We start from the raw sequence: 22,259 nt of genomic DNA, 5'->3' as shown, positions 1-22,259 counted from the left end.
TTTAGGTAATATAGTAAGTAAGGGTAGGTGTTGGATATGTCAAAGGAAGTGTCAACTCGACAAGCAATATTAGAATTATTGAAAAAAAAGAAGGAACTTTCTGTTAGTGGCTTAAAAAAACATTTAGATATTACAGAAATGGCTGTCAGAAAGCATCTAGTAAAGCTTGAGGGTGAGCATTTAATTAGTTCTCGTACGGTAAGACAGCCTATGGGTCGTCCAGTTATTTTCTATTCATTGACTAATGAAGGTGAAAAGATATTTCCGAATAGTTATGACAAAATAGCAGTGGAAATTCTACGAGATATTCAAGAAAGTATGGGAACAGACGCAATAGATAAATTATTTGAAAATCGTGAAAATCGAATGAGAAAAAAGTATGTTCGTCGAATATATGATGAAGATACTTTAAAAGAAAAAGTAAAAGATTTAGTTGATGTACAAAACGAAAGTGGCTATATGGCTGAATACATTGATACTAAAAATGATGAAGAATTCAGTTTTGCTCAATACAATTGTCCAATAATTGCTATTGCTGATCGATACGATAAACCATGTGAGTGTGAATTAAAGTTATTTAAAGAAGTACTCGGTACAGATCAAGTAGAACGTGTTGAATGTATTGCAAAAGGCGGAAAAAGCTGTAAGTATTTGGTGAAAGAAAAGTAAGGGTAAAGCGGTTAGTAAAAGCACTTATATATAGTATATAACATAAAAACTCCCTTTATTTTAAAAAGGGAGTTTTGTTTTTGAAAAAAGGAGATTCATTTAAATAGAACTAAAGACGTTTGGATTCAGCGATGATACTTTTAAGCATACGATGTATTGCCTTTTGTTTTTTTATTGGTATATGTTGCATCTCTTGTATTTGCTCTTTTAGCATTGGATGCTTTGTAAGATAATCTAAAATTTCCGCCAATTCGTTATTATAGACATCTGGTTCTTCTGCTTTCGCTTGGTATAACTGTTGAAATTCACTTAATTGATGCGCTGTTTTTGAGCCTATTCCAATTAAATAATCAATCGGTTGATTAAAAAGTATACTTAATTTAACAACAGCGTGTAAGTCAGGTGTAACATCGCCATTTTCCCATTTGGCAATTACTGATCGTGAAATGTTTAATTCATTAGCAAGTTGTTGTTGTGTCCAATTATTTCTATTTCGATAATATTTAATGTTTGCCGGTAATTGATTTAATATCATAGTATCACTCGCTATCTATTTCTATGTCGTAATCCTATCATGATGAAAAAGAAAAGTGGGGTATCTGTTGTTCTGTTATGGAACTTATAGTAAAATATTCTGTATAAGAACAACGAGGGAGGGTAGTGTATGATTGGCTGCTTGATGATATATTCGGGACTACATAAAGAAGTAGTTATAGACAAGGTAATTAAGATGATAAAACCTGATTACATCTGTAAGAGACAAGATTGGATTGTTACATACAACTATCATCAGGATAATAAGATAAATATCTGGCAAGCGGCTTTAGAATTAGAACTAGACGGGGAAATAGTAGGTTATGGGTTTGGTTCCACTATTGAAGAAGCAAAAGAAGATGTATCTGAACTATTAGCGAGAAGAGATGGTCTAGAACAATCGACATATTTATTGCTACTTTCGTAAAGCTGCTTCCAATAGTTTACGGCATGTCGTAAAAAATATTCAATAATATGAATAAAAGGTATGCAACAGTAAGATCGTTTCATACCTTTTATCGTTATAGCAAATGAATTAATCATGCTTTATCAATATGGACGCTAAAGCCGTCTGTAAGTTCGGATATTGAAATGAATAGCCATATGATAATGCTTTATTAGGTAATACTGCTTGTCCTCGAACAACTAACATACTCATTTCCCCAAGAACGGTTCGAATAACAAAAGAAGGTATTCTTATAATGTTTGGACGATGTAATAGCTTAGCTAATTGCACACTAAAATCTTTATTACGGACGGGAGTTGGAGCAGTAATATTTAATGGTCCTTTTATCTGCTTTTTCTCAATTGCAAATAAAAGTAATCGAACAACATCATTGATATGAACCCATGATAGCCATTGTTCACCAGGGCCAATTGGTCCTCCGACAAAGTATTTGTATGGCAATTCCATTAACGGCAGTGTCCCATTATCACCTAAAACAATTCCTAATCGTGCATAGACAACACGAATACCAAGTACTTCTGCGTGTTGAGCAGTCTTTTCCCATTCGTTTGTCACATAAGCTAAGAAATCGTCACCAGGATGGGTAGTTTTCTCAGTGAAAATCTGTTCATCCGATGTCCCATAATAACCTACAGCAGAGGCGTTTACCAATACTTCTGGTTGTTTTTCCATGGATTTAATTAAATGAATAATGTTTTTTGTGGCATTTATCCGGCTATCAAGAATACGTTTTTTCTTTTCTTCTGTCCAATAACCAAACAAGGATTCACCTGCCAGATTAATAATTGCTTTACAATCCTTTAGTACTTCTTCAGGTTTATCCTTTTCATTTAACCAGCCAACATAAGTAACAGAAGGTTTGTTTGTAAAATTCTCCGGTGAACGAGTGAGTATAAAAACTTGATGCCCTTGATCTGTAAGTAATGCTGTTAATTGTGATCCCACAAAACCAGTTCCGCCTGCAATTACTATTTTCATTATAATCCTCCTATAACAGAATTCATGTTAAACTTATTAATGAGGTGACGTATATGCAAAAAATATCTCGAATTACGACACAAAAAAAGAATAATCATCGTTTTAATGTTTTCTTAGAACAAAATGGTAAGGAGTCCTATGCCTTCAGTGTGGAGGAAGATACATTGATTGCTGAACATATCCATAAAGGAATGGAAATGGATCAAACAGTAATCGATACACTCATTAAAAAAGATAATTTACATAAAGGGTATTCCCTTGCTTTACAATTTCTAAGCTACAGAATGCGATCTTCAAAAGAAATGTATGATTATTTACTAAAAAAAGAGTTGGACGAAGAACAAATTCAAGTGATTCTTAAGCGATTGAAAGAAGAAAAATGGCTTGATGATCAGTTATTTGCCGAGGCTTTTGTGCGAACAAAAGTTCAAACAACAAGTAAAGGCCCTTTATTAATAAAAAAGGAATTAATAGAAAAGGGTGTTCCTGTACAGGCTGCTGAAACGGGACTTATGCATTATTCATTTGATCAACAAGTAGAAAAGGCGAGTAAATTAATTACAAAGAAACAAAGTCAGAGCAATAAAGCTTCTTTTAAGCAACAGTTGAATAAAATAAAACAAAGCTTATTACAGAAAGGTTTTACGCAAGACGTAATTACCGAAGCAATTGGACAATCTAACAATAATAAAGATGAGGATCAAGAATGGCAAGCAGTTGTTTACCAAGGAGAAAAGATTTTGAGAAAACATCAACGAAAATGGGATGGATTTGAATTACAACATAAAGTAAAGGCTTCGCTTTATCAAAAAGGTTTTTCCTTTGAGATTATTGAAAAATTTATAGAAATTTATTTAAGAAATGTGGAGTAAAGAGATACTTAACTCCACATTTCTATTTATTAGAGCAATTCTTTTGCTTGTAAATCTGATACTGCTTGATGTACATGGTCAACGATATGAGCGGCATGTTGCTTTACCTCTGGATCAGCAGTAGAAATCGCATAGCTATGTGGTGTCATTTGCAACATCGAAATGTCATTAAAAGAGTCACCAATAACAGCGATTTCTTCAGGTTTAATTTCTATGGTTTCTAATAATTGCGTTAAAGCATTCCCTTTATTTATCCCTTTAGGTACAATATCAACACAACCGGGATCAGATAAATAACTTTCTACTTCACCATTAAATTGTTGATCTAATTGCTTCTGAACAGTAGTGATTTCATGTGTTTCACCAACAATCATAAATTTAGAAGGAATAATACTGTTTCCAATTTCAGTATCAAATTCACGATGTTCTACCAAAGGAAAGAAAAACACGTCTTCATATTTTTTGAAAAAAGGAGTCTTTTCTTTTAATAATGTCTGTTCAGCAGTGGAAATAAGATAGTTAATCCCGTTTTCTTCTATTGCATGAAAAAGAGCTTGGCTTATATGATTGGGAAAAGTCTGTTCAAGTAGCAAGTGATTGTTACTATTATGTACGAAGCTACCATTTTGACTAACGCGATGGCCATTTAAAGCTAATTGTCGATAAATTTCTTGTATCTCATTATCTGCTCGACCTGTTGCTATTGCTAATTCTACATTGTGATCATGTAATAGTTGTATTGCCTGTTTATCCTCTTCTAAAATGGTGCTGTAATTTTGTAAAAGTGTACCATCCAAATCGGTAGCGAATAATTTTATCATACCTATAGCCCCCTAATGATTATCAAAGTATAGTGTACTATAGATAAGGAGATGCCGTCCATTGATTACTTCAGATAATTGGAAAAAGCATGCCATCATTAGATAATGACGACATGCTTTTAAATTAGGTCCTTTTTCTTGTTTGGACTTTTATGATTTTTTGCAATTGGCTAGGCTCTGTTTCTCCATTCACTTGACGAGAAGCATGCTTAGGATTTGCACGTGGTGATTGAAATGGATTAGATTCGTTACGGTTAAGACGATACATGATTATCTTCACCTCTACCCATACGTTCTTGTGGTGTCGTATTAATTGATCCATTTGGACGAAGGGCGTGATTATCAGCTTTAGCCCTAGGGTTCAAATTAGTTTGCTTTCTAATCGGAAAATCTTTTTGCTTATTACGCATGATTATCTCTCCGTTTAGAGTTAATTTGCACTTTTAATTGTGCATTAACTAGTTTCCGCAGAAAGCTGTTTATCTATACAAGAAAACAATAGTCAGTTTTTACTAAGATAAACTTGAATTATCGTCTGTAACTAATTTGTTTTGTAATTTCTCTTCAGAAAATACCCAACCAGTATAGGAACTGATAATTTTTAAATTGTCATCGATCTTTACTACGGCTACAAAAGGGTAGTGACCTTTAGAACGATACCTAAGATCAACAAAGCGAACCTCTTTAAAATCATCATACATATTTATTTCCCAACGATAAACGGGGGAAAAGGATAAAAACGCTGCAACGTTTTTATCTTGTTTTGCTGTTGCAATTAATTTATTATTTGGTAAAGGAATTCGATGGAATCGATCAACAATTTGAATGTTACCATCAACAGCCCGTGCAACGTAGAAGCTATCTTCTGTTGTGATTGCAAGACGCCAAATATTTTGACGGATCGTTGGTGATGTTGCAATACCTTCGACTTTTCCATAGTATTGTGTGATCTTTTTTATTAATGCTTTTTTATATAAATAACGTTGTATATAATAGCCAATCAATATACTATATATAAGTAACCAAGTTGGGATCGGATCAGCACCTAGCACCCAAGCAGCAATACCAATAACATGCATAGCAAAAATAAACGGATCGAACGTATTGATAAATCCATAAGCCACCCATCGGTGAGTAAATGGTCGGTATGCCTGTGTACCATATGCATTAAAAATATCAACAAATACATGAAGAAAAACAGCTAAAAATGTCCATAACCAAAGATGAAGAAAGGAGACGGATGGAACAAACAGATGAATTATTCCAGAAATAAGTAATCCTAATAGGATCACAGAGGGGATAGAATGTGTTATTCCACGATGATGTCGAATATATACTGCATTGTTCTTAAGTTTTAATACTGTATCAAAGTCAGGAGCATGTGAGCCAACAATTGTTCCAATCATAACTGTTTGATACAACATTGGATCTTGTTGTACTGCTGGATCTATAGTGGCAATTCCGCCTAGGGCAATGCCCATAGCAATATGGGTACCAGTATCCATCTTTGGTGTCCTCCTTTATTTAACTTTTAGTTTGGATTGGATAGAATAAACATATACCTTTTTAAATTAATAACTACACATTGTATTAAAAAATCCTAGTTTTAATATTAGTGTAACACGAAGGGGAATAGAAAGTGAAAGATAGTAATTTAACTAAAAAGTTACAAAAAATTGATAAAGATACATTTCAAGAAGACTTAATTAATTGGTTTCACAACCAAAAACGAATACTGCCTTGGAGAGAAGATCAAGATCCATACAAAGTGTGGGTTTCTGAAATAATGCTTCAACAAACAAAAGTTGATACAGTTATTCCATACTTCAACCACTTTATAGAAAAATTTCCGTCTGTAGAAGCTTTGGCTAATGCTGATGAACAAGAAGTATTAAAGGCTTGGGAAGGTCTCGGTTATTATTCCCGAGCTCGGAATTTACAACAAGCTGTCAGAGAAGTATCGACAACGTATAATGGCATCATCCCGAATGATCCGAAACGCTTAAGTGAATTGAAAGGCGTTGGCCCATATACAACAGGAGCAATTTTAAGTATTGCTTATGATATACCTCAACCCGCAGTAGATGGAAATGTAATGCGTGTGCTGTCCCGCATTTTAATGATTGATGATGACATTGCAAAAGCTCGTACAAGACGCATTTTTGAAGAGGCAGTGCGTGATCTAATTTCTGATAAAGATCCTTCAGGCTTTAACCAAGGTTTAATGGAATTAGGCGCGTTAGTATGTACACCAAAATCACCATCCTGTTTGCTTTGTCCAGTACAGACACATTGTCAAGCCTTTCACAATGGGGTTGAACAAGCTTATCCTGTTAAATCAAAAGCCAAAAAGCAAAAAAAACTTTCTTATTACACGTGTGTATTACAAGACGAAAAAGGTCGATTTTTCATTGAACAACGACCAAATGAAGGATTGTTGGCTAATATGTGGCAATTTCCTATGGTTTTAAAACAAGATGTTGATGAGGAACATCTTGCAACCTGGGTAGAACAGAAATATCACTTAACCATTCACAAACAAGAAACATTACCGAAAATAAAACATGTTTTCTCTCATGTCATTTGGGAATTAGATGTGCGTTTTTTTCGTGTGGAGAATGCAAAAGGATCGATAAACGATCAATTATTTCTTTCGCTTGATGCATTGACAACGTATCCTTTTCCAGTGCCATTTCAAAAGTTAATGGACTACTTAAAAAAACATTCCCGTTAATTTCCTTTAATTTATTTGGATAAGCTTTTTGAAATTGGACAAATTAAATGTTGCGGAGGTGATATGAGATGGCTAAAAAACAAAACAAAATGCCAAACAAAACAACTGCAGGAACAAACATTTCTAAAGTGAAGCAACAAAACCAACAAGCGAAACAAGCTCAAGGACAATATGGAACTGAGTTTGCTGCAGAAACTGATGCACAAGAAGTAAGCAGACAAAACCAAAAGTCTCAACAAAACAAGTAATACACCTTTAGTCTGACAAGGACTAAATAGCGGTATAGGCACATCCCATACTGCAAAATCAGGACCTAAAGAGAAGAAGCATCCACCTTAAATGGTAGGATGCTTCTTTTTATAGAAATAAAAAATGTTTGTTGTAAAAACTTTAGTATTTATTATTTCCTTTTAGCTATAAGAAAAGTTATAATATATAATAAAATGATAACAAGTACAGGAAGGAAGATAGGATGACTGGCCAAGAACCAGGTACATCCATACAAATAAAGAGCTATAAACATAATGGTCAGCTCCATCGTGTATGGAAGGATACCACTGTTTTGAAATCAACAAGTAATATGATCATAGGAGCAAATGACAAAACATTAGTTACAGAAAGTAATGGACGTTCTTGGATTACTAGAGAACCAGCCATATGTTTTTTTTATACAAAACATTGGTTTAATATCATTGGTATGCTTCGTCAAGATGGTATTCATTATTACTGTAATATTAGTTCACCATTCGTATTTGAAGAACAAGCAGTTAAGTATATTGATTATGATTTAGATATAAAGGTTTTTCCAGACATGACGTATAAGTTATTAGATGAAGATGAATATGCTGTACATAAGGAACAAATGCATTACCCAGAAGTATTAAATCGTATTTTAAAAAATAATGTTGGTTATTTGCAATATTGGATTCGCCAGCGAAAAGGTCCATTTTCCCATGAAGTAATTGATCAATGGTATGAACGGTTTTTAACCTATCGTTCATAAATATGTATGGCAACTATCCTTGTCTGTATTGGACAAGGTTTTTATATGGAAGCAAGAGTGAGGGGTGTTTTTTTGGATAGTATTAAGCGTTATTTTGAATTTGTAAAGCCGTATAAATGGCGAATTATGGTGACAATTTTAATAGGAGTAGTTAAATTCGGCATTCCACTATTGATGCCGTTAATTGTTAAGTATGTGATAGATAATATAGTTGTTGCAAATACTTTAACACAAGCAGAAAAGCTAGAACAGTTATTTATTATTGTGGGAGGCGCGTTTCTTATTTTTGTTGTCCTGCGCCCGCCTATTGAATATTATCGACAATACCTAGCACAATGGACAGGAAATAAAATTTTATATGATATTAGAGAAAAACTTTTTGATCATATTCAAAAACTTAGTCTTAAATTCTATTCACAAACAAAAACCGGAGAAATCATCTCCCGTGTAATCCATGATGTGGAACAAACGAAGAATTTTGTCATGACTGGATTAATGAATATATGGCTAGATATGGTAACGATTTTGATCGCAATTGGCATTATGCTTTCTATGGATATACGACTAACCATTGTTGCTATTGCTTTATTTCCATTATATGGACTGTCGGTTAAGATATTTTATGGTAAATTAAGAAACCTTACACGTGATCGGTCTCAAGCACTTGCTCAAGTACAAGGTCATTTACATGAACGTGTGCAAGGTATTCCTGTCACCAGAAGCTTTGCATTAGAAGGGTATGAAGAGCAACAATTTGATAAACAGAATCGAAATTTCTTAGATCGAGCCATAGATCATACGATTTGGAATGCAAAAACGTTTGCAGTAATGAATACAATCACTGATCTAGCACCATTGTTAGTTATTGCATTTGCTGGTTATTTTGCCATTACAGGTAATCTAACTGTCGGTACAATTGCTGCCTTCGTTGGGTATATGGATCGTGTGTATAGCCCATTACGACGATTAATTAGTTCCTCAACGGTATTGGTGCAATCGATTGCTTCTATGGATCGTGTGTATGAGTTATTAGATGAAACATATGATATTAAAGATAAACCGAATGCAAAAGAAATAACTAGTATAAAAGGGGATATCACGTTCGATCATGTTTCTTTTCAATATGAAGAAGAGGAAGAAATCGTCTTAAAGGATGTATCACTAGATGTTAAACAGGGAGAAACAATTGCTCTTGTTGGTATGAGCGGTGGTGGTAAATCAACCATTATTAGTTTAATACCTCGCTTTTATGATGTTACAAGCGGTGCGATTCGAATCGATGGAACAGATATCCGTGATGTTCAAGCACGTTCATTACGAGATAAAATAGGAATGGTACTGCAAGATAATATTTTATTTAGTGAATCCATTGCCATGAATATTCGAATGGGTAAACCAGATGCAACGGATGAAGAAGTTATTGCAGCGGCTAAAATGGCAAATGCACACGAATTTATTAAACAGCTTGTTAATGGTTATGATACCTTAGTAGGGGAAAGAGGCGTGAAATTATCAGGCGGACAGAAACAACGAATTGCCATTGCACGTGTGTTTTTAAAAAACCCACCAATTCTTATTTTAGATGAAGCGACTTCTGCATTGGACTTAGAAAGTGAGTACCTTATCCAAGAAGCTTTGGAAAAATTAGCATCTAATCGTACAACCTTTATTGTTGCTCATCGTTTATCGACAATTACACATGCGGATAGGATCGTGTTAATTGAAGATGGACAGGTAATAGAAGAAGGAACACATGATGTGTTAATGAAACAACAAGGTAATTACTATAACCTTTATCAAGTACAGCAGTTAGATGATCCAAATCAACTCACATCTAAATAGGTAGCAATAATAAAGAAGTTTAGACAAAAGTTTAAAAGAAAGAAATGAGTCCTGTGCAATACCGAACCCATTTTACTCAAGTTGCAAACCGTTTCGAACTTTTAGGGTCACTTCAAATTTAAAGTTCGTTTTTTTCGGTAGAGGTAATAATTTAGCTGTGGAAATACACGACACTCCTGCAGGAACAGCACGAGCTGAAGATCCACTCCTTAAAGCGTTTTTCGCTTTAAGGAGTTAGCTGAAGCCGTGCCTGCGGAAAGGGAGTGAATTTCCACAGCGGTGTTTGTTCTGATACATTAAAATAAATGTTCGAATATCTCTTGAAAAATGTTGTTTTGTCCCAGGCTTGTTTTTAGTTAGAAAATATAGATTGATAGCTGAGGCAACTGTGTACTTTGTTGTTATTAATTGCTTCTACGCCATCTGGTTTCAAAAATATCAATTTTTTCATTATGATGATATTTCTCATAACTATGCAGCAATGTTTGTAAATGCTGTAAATGATAGTGATACTCCATAAGCTGTGAGGCGAGTGGTAAAAAGATTAACCGATTTTCCCCTTTGTCTTCATACATTTGAATCAATGTCTCCACTAAATGAGGAATGTCAGGATCTGTTATATCCTGAAGCGACTGTCTATTTTTACGTTTAATTCTCCCCATAAAACTTAGTAGAAGACGTTCATGTGAATGAATGACGCGATCTAGCTCCTGAACAACTGCATTTTGAAAATTTGTAGGAATAGATTTAATCTGTTCATCTAAATGATGAAATGCTTTTAAAACATCAAAACTTTTACGTGTAGTAGCGATTAGCTGTCGAAAAACGATTAATTTTCTTGCCTTTGCTAATCTGTTTTTCTTCAGGTAAATTCGCTCTTCAGAAAATAGTAGATAGGTTTGATCCATACGGCGTACTTCTTGTTGAATTCGAGCAATTTCCCCTTTTAATGATGGATCATCTGATAAATGTCTTGTTGTAATACGTAACCACTGTAATATATCTGAGGTAATTCGATCAATTTGTTTAAACAGATTTGTTTCATACTTAGGTGGTAAGAAAACTAAGTTCACAATAAATGCAGAAAAAATTCCTAATAATAAAGATGAAAAACGTAAAAGTGCAAATTGATAAACAGCCATATCTGTTGTATCCATTACTGCAATAACTGCAATTAATGCAATAGATACTGTTCCTTCTCCCATCTTAAAATAACGACAAGCTCCAATAACAACAATAGCTGTAAAACCAATAACAAATGGATCAATACCTAACGTGTAGGCCATTAAGGTTGCTATACTAACACCAATAATATTTGCTTGTAATTGTTCAATGATTGTTTGAAAGGATTGATAAATCGACGGTTGAATGGCGAATAATGCTGCTATTCCAGCAAAAACAGATGATGGAAAACCAATTAATTCAGCAGCATACAAGGCAATAGCAATAGCTAATCCTGATTTTAACATTCTAGCTCCTAATTTCATAAGCAAAATGGCAGAACTGCCGTTTCCTCCTTTAAATAATAGTTATATCAATTCTAGCCGTTCTATCATTATATAAACTATTATATACAAATATACCAAAAGAAGCGATTATACTATGTGAATTTTATTTTAAATAAAAAGATAAATAGAAGGAAGGTTAAATCCTTTTTTATTTTTTGAATGAAAAAAGGACCTTTACACTAAATGTGTAAAGGCCAAGTCTTCATGCTTTGAAGGGAAGTCATACAAATTGACAATTATAAAAGCATGAAACGAAAATAATAATTTTCAGAACAATAGTAGCATAGATTTGTGAAATAATCAATTCAAAATTAAATAAATATTCATAATTTTGTATAAATAATCGAATTTAATAGAAGAAAAGATATTTAAACCGCTATTCATGTATAATTATTAGTCTGTTGCTAGTTGTGAAAAAGCATGGTCGACAGCGTCAAGTGTTTGTCTGATATCTCCTTCTGTATGGGCGATCGTTAGGAACCATGCTTCAAATTTTGATGGAGCAAGATTAATCCCTTGTTGTAGCATGAGATGGAAGAACTTACCGAACATCTCGCTATCACTTGCTTCTGCTTGCGTATAATTTTCAACCTTTTCATCTGTGAAGTAGACAGTCATTGCGCCTTTTAAGCGGTTAATCGTTAATGTAATCCCATGTTTTTGCGCCCGTTCCAAAATACCTGTTTCAAGCATTTCTCCTAATTGATCTAATTTTTCGTACGTGTTTTCTTTTTGTAAAACTTCTAAGCAAGCAATACCTGCAGACATAGAAGCTGGATTACCAGCCATCGTACCTGCTTGATAGGCAGGTCCTAGAGGTGCAACTTGTTCCATGATTTCTTTTTTACCGCCATAAGCACCGATTGGTAAACCACCACCGATAATTTTACCCATTGCTGTCATGTCTGGTTCTACACCTACGATTTGTTGCGCACTACCATAAGTAAAGCGGAATGCTGTAATTACTTCGTCATAAATAACAAGTGCCCCCGCTTCATGTGTAAGACGATTGACCTCTTGTAAAAAACCAGGGTTAGGTTCGACGATTCCAAAATTCCCTACAATTGGTTCAACAAGTACAGCTGCTACTTGATCTCCCCAACGATTTAAAGCTTCCTTATATGCCTCGATGTCATTGAATGGAACTGTGATCACTTCTTGTGCTGTTCCTTTTGTTACGCCAGCAGAGTCTGGATTTCCTAGTGTAGATGGACCGGATCCCGCTTGGACAAGTACTATATCTGAATGGCCATGATAACATCCTGCAAATTTAATGATTTTTTCTCTATTGGTGTAAGCACGTGCAACACGGATAGTTGTCATGACTGCTTCGGTACCTGAATTAACGAAACGCACTTTATCTAATGAAGGAATTGCTTCTTTTAACATTTTTGCAAACTTATTTTCTAGTGCTGTAGGAGTACCATATAGTACACCTTTTTGTGCTGCTTGTGTAATGGCGCCTGTAATATGTGGATGAGCATGTCCAGTAATAATTGGACCATATGCAGCTAAATAGTCAATATACTTATTGCCATCCACATCCCAAAAGTATGCTCCTTCTCCTTTTTCCATATAAACAGGTGTGCCACCACCAACACCTTTATACGCGCGGGATGGGGAGTTCACTCCACCAACGATATGCTGTTGCGCTTCAGTATGTAAGCTTTTTGATGTTGAAATATTCATGTCTTACCCTCCAATGTTTTAATCTATTCTATTATAGCATCCGTGTAAAAAAAGAAAAAAAGAGGAGAGAAGATATTACGCTTAGCTATGAGTGAATAAATTCATGGCTTTAGTCATTACCGCTTTTTCTTTATCGTAAACTAAAAGTAGAAAATAATGTGGAATAACAAAGTAGGAGGACAATATGACAGTAGCCACGGTTGCAGTAATGATGATGTTCGCTCTCATTGTGATGAGTGTCTATTCATTTGTTACTAGTAAAACCTATCAAAGTAGTTATTTTTCTTATCAAATCTTTGTTTCATTGTTACTTGTGTATGTAGTTGTATTAATCGGCTTTGGCTTTATTTATTTTTGGTTATCGATACATGATATTTTATTAATTGAGTTTAGTAATCCGCCAGAGGAATTTAGTTTAATTGAAGCATTTGCACACGCTTTTTACTTTAGTGGTGTAACATTAATGACGGTAGGGTATGGGGATATTACACCAATCGGTTGGGGGAGAATCATTGCCTTGATCGAAGCGTTGATCGGTTATATTCTTCCTGCAGCCTTTATTTTTAAAATTGGACAGCATAAAGAATTTGTACAAGCAAATAAAAAGATAGCCAACAGACAAGATGAATGATTTGTAAGTTCAGTCGTTTTTGGTTACCCTAAACATAAGAAAGCTAGATGAGGAGGCGATAGCATTGACTATTGAAGTGGGACAATCTGTACCAGAGATGCAGTGTAAGACAAGCGAAGGGGAAAGCGTCAAATTAAGTGACTATCAAGGGGAAAATGTAGTGCTTTATTTTTATCCTAAGGATAGTACACCAGGCTGTACAACAGAAGCATGCGATTTTAGAGATAATCATAAAAGCTTCAAAGACTTAAATGCAACCATTATTGGAGTAAGTCCAGATTCAGCGGAAAGTCATCAAACCTTTAAAGAAAAACACGACTTGCCATTCACCTTAATTGTTGATGAAGACCATCAATTAGCAGAAAGCTTTGGTGTATGGAAACTGAAGAAAAAACCAGATAAACAATACTGGGGGAATGAGCGCTCTACCTTTATTATCGATAAAAATGGCATCGTTCAAAAAATATTTCGTGATGTGAAGGTAGATGGCCACACAGAAGAAGCATTACAATTTATTAAAGAAAATCTCGATTAAATAAATGAATTTAGGTGAAGCGGCTATACCGTTTAGAAACAATGGAATATACTAAAAGGGAAGAACAAAACCTTCTCTTTCCTTCCAAAAAAGCGCAGGGGCATCATCCTTGCGCTTTTTATCTTTTTACAATCTGTTTTCAAATGGTTAAAACGTGTTATGCTTTTAAAAATAAAGGGAAAAGATTATCATTAATTTAAACAATAGCTGAGGAGGTTTTTTATGTATATTGTATCAACGACTATTTTAACAGAAGAAATGCGTGAGAGGTTAAAAGCGAATTTTCCAAGTGCGACCTTTGTATTTTATGAAAATATAGAGCAAGCAGAAGTGGATTTACCTAAAGCAGATATAATCGTAACTTATGGGGAAGATTTGATTGCTTTTCATATCGAACAAGCTGAGCAGTTGAAGTGGATTATGGTTATATCTGCTGGAATGGATGAAATGCCTTTTCGACATATTAAAGCACGAGGTATTAAAGTTACAAATGCAAAAGGTATCCATAAAATACAAATGGCAGAATATGCGATTTCCATGCTATTGCATGTATATAGACAGAATGAAACATTTAGGCGTAACCAACTTGCACAAAAGTGGGATCAAACCGTTCCATTTAAAGAAATATCAAATCGGACAATGACGATTGTGGGTTCTGGTGTCATCGGGGAAGAGCTGGCTCGAATTGCGAAAGCATTCCGTATGAAAACAATTGGTGTATCTCGAAGTGGAGAAGAGAAAGCTCAATTTGATGAAGTCTACACAACCGATCACTTAGAACTTGCTTTAAAACAAGCTGATTTCGTTGTATCCATTTTACCTAGTACAGCTGATACGCTCTATTTTTATAAACAGGATCACTTTAAAGCAATGAAACCAAATGCAATATTTTTGAATATGGGTAGAGGTGATGCTGTACAGAGTGAAACATTAATTATGGCATTAGATCAAGAACAAATTGCACATGCCATTTTAGATGTTTTTGAACAGGAGCCGTTACCAAGTGATCACCCACTTTGGGAGCATCCAAAAGTGACCATGACGCCACATGTATCAGGAAAATCACCTAATTATATTCCGCGAGCAATTGATATTTTTGAGCAAAATTTACGTTCGTATCTAAATAATAGAGAACTATGTATCAATGTGATTGATCCAGATAGGGGCTATTAGATCATGCGGATTTACACAAGAACTGGAGATAATGGGACAACCTCTCTTATATATGGAAAACGAGTACCGAAAAATGATATACGAGTGGAAGCATACGGAACTTGTGACGAGGCAAATGCTGTCATTGGTTTTGCAATTAGTCAGCTGAATGATGAAGAATTAAGTTGGTCTAATGCTGTTGCACGGCATTTTCGTGAAGAAATGCAGCAAGTACAGCAGCTGTTATTTCATGTTGGTTCCGAACTTGCTACACCAAAGGGCAAGGAAGTCGTTTGGCAACTGCAATCCAGGCATGTAGCTATCCTAGAAAAACAAATCGATACCTGGCAAGAAAAGCTTCCCCCCATTCGTCAATTTATCTTACCTGGTGGGCACCCTGCAGCGGCAGGGTTTCATCAAGCTCGTACGATTATTCGAAGAGTAGAACGAATGGTAGTTGCTTTAAAGGAAGAGATCTCTCCTATTGTTTTGACTTATTTAAATCGATTATCTGATTATTTATTTGTTGTAGCAAGATATATTAATCAGATTAGTAAAGAGAATGAGGTATTATTTGAAACAATGGAGTGAAAGTTTTTTGTATAAAGATATAATACTTTTATTGACAGAATGTTTACATAGCGGTTACACTAATTATAAGAATTATAAAGTGATAATTGTAGTAGAACAAAAAAGTATACAATTAACTTTTTGAAAGTGAGGTGCATGACGATGAGTGAGATGAAGCTTCAAGAAGCGGTAGACAGATTAAAAGAATCTGGCGTACGGATTACACCACAACGTCATGCGGTACTAGAATATCTAATAAATGCAGAAATTCACCCAACCGCAGATGATATTTATAAAGCACTTGAAGGAAAGTTTCCGAATATGAGTGTAGCTACCGTGTACAATAATCTGCGAGTTTTTCGTGAAATTGGACTTGTACAAGAGCTGACTTATGGTGATGCTTCCAGTCGTTTTGATTATAATACCGCTAAACATTATCATATTATTTGTGAAACATGCGGGAAGATTATGGACTTTCATTATCCAACGTTAGATGAAGTAGAATCACTTGCAGAGCAGGTAACTGGTTTTGATGTTAGTCACCATAGAATGGAGATATACGGAACCTGTCCAGATTGTAAAACTAAACATTAATATTTTACCCTTTCTAAGCCAACAGGCAAGAAAGGGTTTTTTATTTGCATGATAAATTTTTCCTCTATATTCTTTCTTCGATATACTTGTCAAGGACCTTAACCTCTTGTATAGTATTAAAAGTAATTTTCTTCGAATGAATAAAATGCATGAATATAAAAGGCTAAACTTCTTATACAAAACTTAGTCGTTTTGTTTTTAAAAAAATAAACAGGAATGTAACTAGGATTTGTTGAAATCAATGATGAAATTAATATTGTTATAAAATTATGGACTGGGGGATAATCGGATGGATGATGTATTACGTCCCATTTATCAAGAACGAGCAAGCAATGCCCATACACTTGGTGTACTTATATATGAAAAGAAAAAGCGAATTAGTCCAGTAACAGATAACTTTGATGTTATTCTATTAATTGTTGTTACAGAAGCAACGGATCCTTGGTATGTAAAGCATTATCAATTTGGAGAAAAAACAGCAGCCATGCATATTGTAGAAGAAAAGCTTTTAAACCATTGGATTGATACCAGTTCTTATCGACGTGCACTAGAGTGGATAATGGATGGAAAAGTTTTATTTGATCGTAATGAATATATTGCTCAATTGAAAGAACAATTAGAAGATTTCCCAACTGAAAAAAGACAGTTGAAATTAGCGATGGAATTTGCCAAGCTAACAAGGAATTATAGTGAAGCAAAAGATCTATTTTCATCAAAGCATTACTTCGATGCTTATAGTAAGGTGTTAAGTTCTTTGCACAGTCTGGGAAGACTATCTATTATTGAACATGGTTATCATCCAGAAGTGATTGTCTGGAATCAAATTAAACAGATTAATCCTGGAGTCCATAAATTATATCTTGAACTTATTCAGAGCAAGGAAACAATCGAAAAGCGTGTTGAGTTAATGCTTATCGCTATTGATTTTTCATTATGGAAGCATGCGAAATTATCTGCATCTCATTTATTAGATGTTATGCGATCTTCTGATGAAGCGTGGAGCTTTGGTGAATTAAAGGTTCATCCATCTATACAATTATATGAATTGGATTTGAGTACAATGATTGATTACTTAGTAGATAAGGATTTAATAGAGGTAGTGCATGTAGAAACAAAAGGGAAGTCTATTTTTCATCGCAAATACCGTGTCAAAGAATGATATAGTGTTTCGTGTAAATTGTTTATTTGAAAATATGAAAAAAAGTATTGACCAATGATAGGTTTGCATGGTATATTAATTCCTGTCGCTTAAAGCGGGTGCTTAAAAAAATAGTTGTTGACACGAATTAGTCTATCATGCTATATTAAATTGGTCGCTTTAACGCGAAACAAACAAAATTAAAAGAAAAGTTTTTGAAAAAAGTTCTTGACTTTTAATTTTGAAAGTTATATAATATAAAAGCTGTCGCAAACAGACGGTGAGTATTTGATCTTTGAAAACTGAACAAAACAACCAATATGTTAAGAAGTAACATGCTAGTCAAGTAATGAGTAAGCAAACTCAATGATCGCTGAATAGGTTCGCAACATCCGTGTTGCAACATCAGCATCAGCACATCCATGTGCAAGCAATTTTATGGAGAGTTTGATCTTGGCTCAGGACGAACGCTGGCGGCGTGCCTAATACATGCAAGTCGAGCGCAGGAAGCAAGCAATCACCCTTCGGGGGTGTGCGCTTGTGGAATGAGCGGCGGACGGGTGAGTAACACGTGGGCAACCTACCTGTAAGACTGGGATAACTCCGGGAAACCGGGGCTAATACCGGATAAAACATTGGTTTGCATGAACCAATGATGAAGCCCCCCTCAAGATGAGACTTCCCATCTTTTAGAGTAAGATCCCTCAGAGACGATGAGGTAGATAGGTTCGAGGTGGAAGCGTGGTGACACGTGTAGCTGACGAATACTAATCGATCGAGGACTTAACTATATTTAAAAAGCGAAAACGACCGTTTAGCAACGTACAAACTGGACTGAACCGTAGGAGATAAAGGAAACACAATGAGCATAGCGAATTGATGTTAACTTATCGTACGGAGGTGAAGGAAGTTACGCTAGTTGCTGGGAGTTGTAGCTAGATTATATATGATATGAATACTTGTCTGTCTTATCTAGTTTTGAAGGTATAAATTTTAATTTACCTCTTGCTTTTTTTAAAAAAACAGGTATAATATTCTGTGTCATTAAAATTATTATATCGCACTTGGATAAAAGCAAAAGATCTGGTGATAATAGCGAAGAGGTCACACCTGTTCCCATGCCGAACACAGTAGTTAAGCTCTTCAACGCCGATGGTAGTTGGGGCCTTGCCCCTGCAAGAGTAGGACATCGCCAGGCATGTTTCCATTCCACAGTAGCTCAGTGGTAGAGCAATCGGCTGTTAACCGATCGGTCGTAGGTTCGAATCCTACCTGTGGAGCCATAATGGAGAGCTGTCCGAGTGGTCGAAGGAGCACGATTGGAAATCGTGTAAACCGCTACCGCGGTTTCGAGGGTTCGAATCCCTCGCTCTCCGCCACTTATACATATATTATTTGTATAGGCCCGTTGGTCAAGTGGTTAAGACACCGCCCTTTCACGGCGGTAACACGGGTTCGAATCCCGTACGGGTCACCACTTTGGAGGATTAGCTCAGCTGGGAGAGCACCTGCCTTACAAGCAGGGGGTCGCAGGTTCGAGCCCTGCATCCTCCACCATGAAGTAATCTAAATACTATTTAGTAGAATATCATATTCTACATCACCGCGGGGTGGAGCAGTCTGGTAGCTCGTCGGGCTCATAACCCGAAGGTCATAGGTTCAAATCCTATCCCCGCAACCAAAAATTGGTCCGGTAGTTCAGTTGGTTAGAATGCCTGCCTGTCACGCAGGAGGTCGCGGGTTCGAGTCCCGTCCGGACCGCCACTAATATACATTATACTTATCCTTGATGGCTCGGTAGCTCAGTCGGTAGAGCAACGGACTGAAAATCCGTGTGTCGGCGGTTCGATTCCGTCCCGAGCCACCACTTATTTGGAGGGATAGCGAAGTTGGCCAAACGCGGCGGACTGTAAATCCGCTCCCATCGGGTTCGTAGGTTCGAGTCCTACTCCCTCCACCATTTTAATTTCATTTTAATAATTTTATAACATATAGGGGTATAGTTTAACGGTAGAACAGAGGTCTCCAAAACCTCCGGTGTGGGTTCGATTCCTACTACCCCTGCTTTTCTAATTATGGCGGTCGTGGCGAAGTGGTTAACGCACCGGATTGTGGTTCCGGCATACGTGGGTTCAATCCCCACCGGTCGCCCCATATTGGGCTATAGCCAAGCGGTAAGGCAACGGTTTTTGGTACCGTCATGCGCTGGTTCGAATCCAGCTAGCCCAGCCATTTTAAGCGAAAGTAGTTCAGTGGTAGAACACCACCTTGCCAAGGTGGGGGTCGCGGGTTCGAATCCCGTCTTTCGCTCCATTTTTTTAATTATGGCGGTATAGCCAAGTGGTAAGGCAGAGGTCTGCAAAACCTTTATCACCGGTTCAAATCCGGTTACCGCCTCCATAATATTATGCCGGTGTGGCGGAATTGGCAGACGCGCACGACTCAAAATCGTGTTCCTTCTGGAGTGTCGGTTCGACCCCGACCACCGGTATTTTGATATAGCGAATACTAGCGAGTTAAATCGTTGGGATGTCGCTTTTTTTGCGTGAAATAGTTGTGGAACCATACGAGCAACTTATACGCCTCTTTCCTAATTAAAAGGAAGAAGCTTTTTTGTATTTGTTTGACATAAGAACAAATTGCAAGGCGCAGAGTTTTAGGTATAGCAACACCAATTTTAATAATCCTCTCTTAGATATAGTATAAAAAACTATGTCTAAGGCTTTTTTTATGAGAAAAATTATAAAAAAGTGAAATAAATGAAAGTTTCTTCCGTCTTATTAATAAGGGAGGAAAAATGCATGACGACCAGTAGTAAAATATCTGAATGGTTTTATGCCTACAATAAAGATATCTACCATTTTTTACTTTATTATATCGGATCTGGAGATATAGATGATCTTGTTCAAGAGGTATTCATTAAAGCAATTAAAGGAGTAGATACCTATAAGGAACAGTCTAGTCCTAAAACATGGCTTCTATCAATTGCTAGAAACGTAGGTATTGATGAACTAAGGAAACGAAAAAGAGAACGTTTAAAACAGCAAATAGCACAAGAATATTATGAGATGAAAGATGAAAAAACACCTGATATATTCTTATACTTAGACGAAAGAAAACAGCATTTATACCAAGTGATCCATTCCTTAAAACCATCCTATCGAGATGTAATTATTCTTCGTGCGATTAAAGAATTGACGATTGCTGAAACGTCAGATGTTCTTCATTGGCCCCAAAGCAAAGTTCGTATTACTTATCACTGAATCGGTTACACTTAATTGGACAAGTTAGTTAAGGTCAGTTAGACTTGGTTCAAATAAAAGCCAAGGAGTTTTTAAAAATGACCAGAAGAATGAGACGAAGCTTTTCTAAAGAATTCAAAGAACAGATGGTACAATTGCATGCATCTGGTAAACCCCGTGCCGAAATAATTAAAGACTATGAATTAACCCCTTCATCCTTTGATAAGTGGGTTCGTCAGTATCATGATAGTGGATCGTTTCAGGAAAAAGATAATCGCACACCGGAACAAGAAGAATTAATCAAACTTCGTAAAGAAAATCAAAAGTTGGCCATGGAAAATGATATTTTAAAGCAGGCCGCGCTGATCATGGGACGAAAGTAGATGTGATCCGAAATAACCGTCACAAATACTCGGTATCAGCAATGTGCGACGTCCTGCAAATTGCCCGAAGTACGTATTATTACGAAGCAAAAATTCGTGATGATCAGAATCAAGAATTAACAGATCTGATTGTTGCTATTTTTAAGAAAAGTCGTCATAACTATGGTCAACGAAAGATTAAGGTTGAGTTAAAAAAACTTGGCTGGGTTGTGTCACGACGTCGAATTGGACGAATCATGAAAGAACAAGGACTTGTCTCAAAATATACAGTCGCTCAATTTAAACCGTCCAAATCATCGTGCAATGAATCAGTAGTTGGAAACACGCTCAATCGAGCATTTGACCAAGATGAAGAATTAAAAGTAATTGTAAGCGATTTAACCTACGTGAAGGTTGGGCAGAAATGGCATTATATTTGCGTTTTAGTAGATTTATATAATCGTGAAATTATTGGTCACAGTGCAGGACCTCATAAAAGTGCTGCTTTAGTTCAACGCGCCTTTGCATCCGTTCCGTACAATCTTCATCACCTTGAATTGTTCCACACGGATAGAGGTAGCGAATTTAAAAACCAGCTGATTGACCAAGCGTTAGAAACGTTTGGTATTGAGCGTTCTTTGAGCGAGAAAGGAACGCCGTATGACAATGCCGTTGCAGAAGCTACATTCAAGACTATCAAAACAGAGTTTGTCAAAGGGGCTTATTTTACTGACCAACACGAACTTGACCTTGAACTGTTTGATTATGTTCATTGGTTTAATCATATTCGAATTCATGGATCCCTAGATTACTTAACACCTACTGAATACAAGTCGGTTAACCTTTAAAAATGTGTCCAATTTAGTGTTGACATACCACACCGTGCTTTAAAAGTATTGAAGGAAAAAAAGGAGGAGCT

At 35.9% G+C, this 22,259-nt stretch carries 23 protein-coding genes, 14 tRNA genes, 1 rRNA gene and 1 other annotated feature; of the genes, 30 read left to right on the top strand and 8 right to left on the bottom strand.

Features of this window, described 5'->3' with window-relative positions; genetic code table 11:
• The first annotated feature begins 36 nt into the window (after positions 1-36).
• The gene (locus BN1058_RS07335) at positions 37-669 is read left to right on the top strand and encodes a helix-turn-helix transcriptional regulator (protein ID WP_090855002.1); all 633 of its coding nucleotides are present in this window, start codon (positions 37-39) and stop codon (positions 667-669) included.
• A gap of 109 nt (positions 670-778) precedes the next feature.
• On the opposite strand, the gene BN1058_RS07330 is transcribed toward BN1058_RS07335, so the two are convergent.
• Complete coding sequence (locus tag BN1058_RS07330; protein ID WP_090854998.1) at positions 779-1,204, bottom strand: helix-turn-helix domain-containing protein; 426 nt, start codon at positions 1,202-1,204, stop codon at positions 779-781.
• 129 nt (positions 1,205-1,333) lie between these two features.
• Between BN1058_RS07330 and BN1058_RS07325 the strand changes: the two genes are divergently transcribed.
• Entirely contained in the window at positions 1,334-1,630 is a 297-nt protein-coding gene (locus tag BN1058_RS07325) for a hypothetical protein (protein WP_090854995.1), read from the top strand.
• A gap of 108 nt (positions 1,631-1,738) precedes the next feature.
• Here the strand turns inward: BN1058_RS07325 and BN1058_RS07320 are convergent, their stop codons facing one another.
• Complete coding sequence (locus tag BN1058_RS07320) at positions 1,739-2,647, bottom strand: TIGR01777 family oxidoreductase (protein ID WP_090854991.1); 909 nt, start codon at positions 2,645-2,647, stop codon at positions 1,739-1,741.
• Between the two features lie 53 nt (positions 2,648-2,700).
• Here BN1058_RS07320 and recX point away from each other — a divergent pair, with 53 nt between their 5' ends.
• Positions 2,701-3,519: a recombination regulator RecX gene (recX, locus tag BN1058_RS07315; RefSeq protein ID WP_090854989.1), complete on the top strand. Its 819-nt coding sequence runs from the start codon at positions 2,701-2,703 to the stop codon at positions 3,517-3,519.
• A 29-nt stretch (positions 3,520-3,548) separates the two neighbouring features.
• Here the strand turns inward: recX and BN1058_RS07310 are convergent, their stop codons facing one another.
• The 4 genes from BN1058_RS07310 to BN1058_RS07295 all read right to left on the bottom strand — a co-directional run bounded on the left by BN1058_RS07310 (position 3,549) and on the right by BN1058_RS07295 (position 5,845).
• Positions 3,549-4,340: an HAD family hydrolase gene (locus BN1058_RS07310; protein ID WP_090854986.1), complete on the bottom strand. Its 792-nt coding sequence runs from the start codon at positions 4,338-4,340 to the stop codon at positions 3,549-3,551.
• 124 nt (positions 4,341-4,464) lie between these two features.
• Complete coding sequence (locus BN1058_RS07305) at positions 4,465-4,608, bottom strand: YpzG family protein (RefSeq protein ID WP_090854983.1); 144 nt, start codon at positions 4,606-4,608, stop codon at positions 4,465-4,467.
• Positions 4,595-4,750, bottom strand: coding sequence for a small acid-soluble spore protein K (gene sspK / locus BN1058_RS07300; protein ID WP_090854981.1), 156 nt, complete (start codon positions 4,748-4,750; stop codon positions 4,595-4,597). The genes BN1058_RS07305 and sspK overlap by 14 nt, the downstream gene beginning before the upstream one ends.
• A 102-nt stretch (positions 4,751-4,852) precedes the next feature.
• Complete coding sequence (locus BN1058_RS07295) at positions 4,853-5,845, bottom strand: metal-dependent hydrolase (RefSeq protein WP_090854978.1); 993 nt, start codon at positions 5,843-5,845, stop codon at positions 4,853-4,855.
• Between the two features lie 134 nt (positions 5,846-5,979).
• Here BN1058_RS07295 and mutY point away from each other — a divergent pair, with 134 nt between their 5' ends.
• From mutY to BN1058_RS07275, 4 genes are all read left to right on the top strand, one after another.
• Positions 5,980-7,074 carry an A/G-specific adenine glycosylase gene (mutY, locus tag BN1058_RS07290; protein WP_090854975.1) on the top strand — a complete coding sequence of 365 codons (1,095 nt, stop codon included), beginning with the start codon at positions 5,980-5,982 and terminating at the stop codon, positions 7,072-7,074.
• 68 nt (positions 7,075-7,142) lie between these two features.
• Positions 7,143-7,322, top strand: coding sequence for a gamma-type small acid-soluble spore protein (locus BN1058_RS07285; protein WP_090854972.1), 180 nt, complete (start codon positions 7,143-7,145; stop codon positions 7,320-7,322).
• 224 nt (positions 7,323-7,546) lie between these two features.
• Entirely contained in the window at positions 7,547-8,077 is a 531-nt protein-coding gene (locus tag BN1058_RS07280; protein WP_090854969.1) for a nucleoside tri-diphosphate phosphatase, read from the top strand.
• A 72-nt stretch (positions 8,078-8,149) separates the two neighbouring features.
• Complete coding sequence (locus BN1058_RS07275) at positions 8,150-9,919, top strand: ABC transporter ATP-binding protein (protein ID WP_090854966.1); 1,770 nt, start codon at positions 8,150-8,152, stop codon at positions 9,917-9,919.
• A 404-nt stretch (positions 9,920-10,323) separates the two neighbouring features.
• Here BN1058_RS07275 and BN1058_RS07270 read toward each other — a convergent pair whose 3' ends face one another.
• The gene (locus tag BN1058_RS07270; RefSeq protein ID WP_090854963.1) at positions 10,324-11,406 is read right to left on the bottom strand and encodes an FUSC family protein; all 1,083 of its coding nucleotides are present in this window, start codon (positions 11,404-11,406) and stop codon (positions 10,324-10,326) included.
• 414 nt (positions 11,407-11,820) lie between these two features.
• Positions 11,821-13,116 (bottom strand): glutamate-1-semialdehyde 2,1-aminomutase, encoded by a 1,296-nt coding sequence (locus BN1058_RS07265; protein WP_090854960.1) that lies wholly within the window; start codon positions 13,114-13,116, stop codon positions 11,821-11,823.
• Positions 13,117-13,300: 184 nt separating this feature from the next.
• Between BN1058_RS07265 and BN1058_RS07260 the strand changes: the two genes are divergently transcribed.
• The 23 genes from BN1058_RS07260 to BN1058_RS07150 all read left to right on the top strand — a co-directional run bounded on the left by BN1058_RS07260 (position 13,301) and on the right by BN1058_RS07150 (position 22,188).
• Entirely contained in the window at positions 13,301-13,747 is a 447-nt protein-coding gene (locus tag BN1058_RS07260) for a potassium channel family protein (protein ID WP_090854957.1), read from the top strand.
• Positions 13,748-13,811: 64 nt separating this feature from the next.
• Positions 13,812-14,282: a thioredoxin-dependent thiol peroxidase gene (gene bcp, locus BN1058_RS07255; protein ID WP_090854953.1), complete on the top strand. Its 471-nt coding sequence runs from the start codon at positions 13,812-13,814 to the stop codon at positions 14,280-14,282.
• Between the two features lie 222 nt (positions 14,283-14,504).
• The gene (locus BN1058_RS07250; RefSeq protein ID WP_090854950.1) at positions 14,505-15,455 is read left to right on the top strand and encodes a D-2-hydroxyacid dehydrogenase; all 951 of its coding nucleotides are present in this window, start codon (positions 14,505-14,507) and stop codon (positions 15,453-15,455) included.
• Between the two features lie 3 nt (positions 15,456-15,458).
• The gene (locus BN1058_RS07245) at positions 15,459-16,025 is read left to right on the top strand and encodes a cob(I)yrinic acid a,c-diamide adenosyltransferase (protein ID WP_090854947.1); all 567 of its coding nucleotides are present in this window, start codon (positions 15,459-15,461) and stop codon (positions 16,023-16,025) included.
• 141 nt (positions 16,026-16,166) lie between these two features.
• Positions 16,167-16,598 (top strand): peroxide-responsive transcriptional repressor PerR, encoded by a 432-nt coding sequence (perR, locus tag BN1058_RS07240; RefSeq protein WP_176694458.1) that lies wholly within the window; start codon positions 16,167-16,169, stop codon positions 16,596-16,598.
• Positions 16,599-16,887: 289 nt separating this feature from the next.
• Entirely contained in the window at positions 16,888-17,757 is an 870-nt protein-coding gene (locus BN1058_RS07235; protein ID WP_090854942.1) for a nucleotidyltransferase-like protein, read from the top strand.
• A gap of 456 nt (positions 17,758-18,213) precedes the next feature.
• Positions 18,214-18,559, top strand: a sequence feature (most likely nonfunctional fraction of RNA operon).
• Between the two features lie 259 nt (positions 18,560-18,818).
• Positions 18,819-18,934 (top strand): 5S ribosomal RNA (rrf, locus tag BN1058_RS07230).
• A gap of 10 nt (positions 18,935-18,944) precedes the next feature.
• Positions 18,945-19,019, top strand: a tRNA-Asn gene (locus BN1058_RS07225).
• A 4-nt stretch (positions 19,020-19,023) separates the two neighbouring features.
• Positions 19,024-19,115, top strand: a tRNA-Ser gene (locus BN1058_RS07220).
• Positions 19,116-19,138: 23 nt separating this feature from the next.
• A tRNA-Glu gene (locus tag BN1058_RS07215) sits at positions 19,139-19,213 on the top strand.
• Positions 19,214-19,217: 4 nt separating this feature from the next.
• Positions 19,218-19,293 (top strand) — tRNA-Val (locus tag BN1058_RS07210).
• A gap of 47 nt (positions 19,294-19,340) precedes the next feature.
• A tRNA-Met gene (locus BN1058_RS07205) sits at positions 19,341-19,417 on the top strand.
• Positions 19,418-19,423: 6 nt separating this feature from the next.
• A tRNA-Asp gene (locus tag BN1058_RS07200) sits at positions 19,424-19,500 on the top strand.
• A gap of 27 nt (positions 19,501-19,527) precedes the next feature.
• Positions 19,528-19,603, top strand: a tRNA-Phe gene (locus BN1058_RS07195).
• Positions 19,604-19,610: 7 nt separating this feature from the next.
• Positions 19,611-19,696: transfer RNA gene (locus BN1058_RS07190), tRNA-Tyr, on the top strand.
• 33 nt (positions 19,697-19,729) lie between these two features.
• Positions 19,730-19,800, top strand: a tRNA-Trp gene (locus BN1058_RS07185).
• A 14-nt stretch (positions 19,801-19,814) separates the two neighbouring features.
• Positions 19,815-19,890 (top strand) — tRNA-His (locus BN1058_RS07180).
• A gap of 3 nt (positions 19,891-19,893) precedes the next feature.
• Positions 19,894-19,968, top strand: a tRNA-Gln gene (locus tag BN1058_RS07175).
• A 6-nt stretch (positions 19,969-19,974) separates the two neighbouring features.
• Positions 19,975-20,049 (top strand) — tRNA-Gly (locus BN1058_RS07170).
• 13 nt (positions 20,050-20,062) lie between these two features.
• Positions 20,063-20,136 (top strand) — tRNA-Cys (locus BN1058_RS07165).
• Positions 20,137-20,145: 9 nt separating this feature from the next.
• Positions 20,146-20,227, top strand: a tRNA-Leu gene (locus BN1058_RS07160).
• A gap of 310 nt (positions 20,228-20,537) precedes the next feature.
• Positions 20,538-20,999, top strand: a complete 462-nt coding sequence (locus BN1058_RS07155; RefSeq protein WP_090854939.1) for an RNA polymerase sigma factor — start codon at positions 20,538-20,540, stop codon at positions 20,997-20,999.
• Positions 21,000-21,076: 77 nt separating this feature from the next.
• A protein-coding gene (locus tag BN1058_RS07150) for an IS3 family transposase (RefSeq protein ID WP_090851334.1) occupies positions 21,077-22,188 on the top strand; the annotation gives its coding sequence in 2 pieces (ribosomal slippage) (positions 21,077-21,326 and positions 21,326-22,188; 1,113 coding nt in all).
• Positions 22,189-22,259 lie beyond the last annotated feature (71 nt).

The sequence above is a fragment of the Paraliobacillus sp. PM-2 genome (genome assembly GCF_001368815.1).
Lineage (GTDB): Bacteria > Bacillota > Bacilli > Bacillales > Amphibacillaceae > Paraliobacillus.
This window is presented reverse-complemented; position numbering and strand designations above follow the sequence as displayed.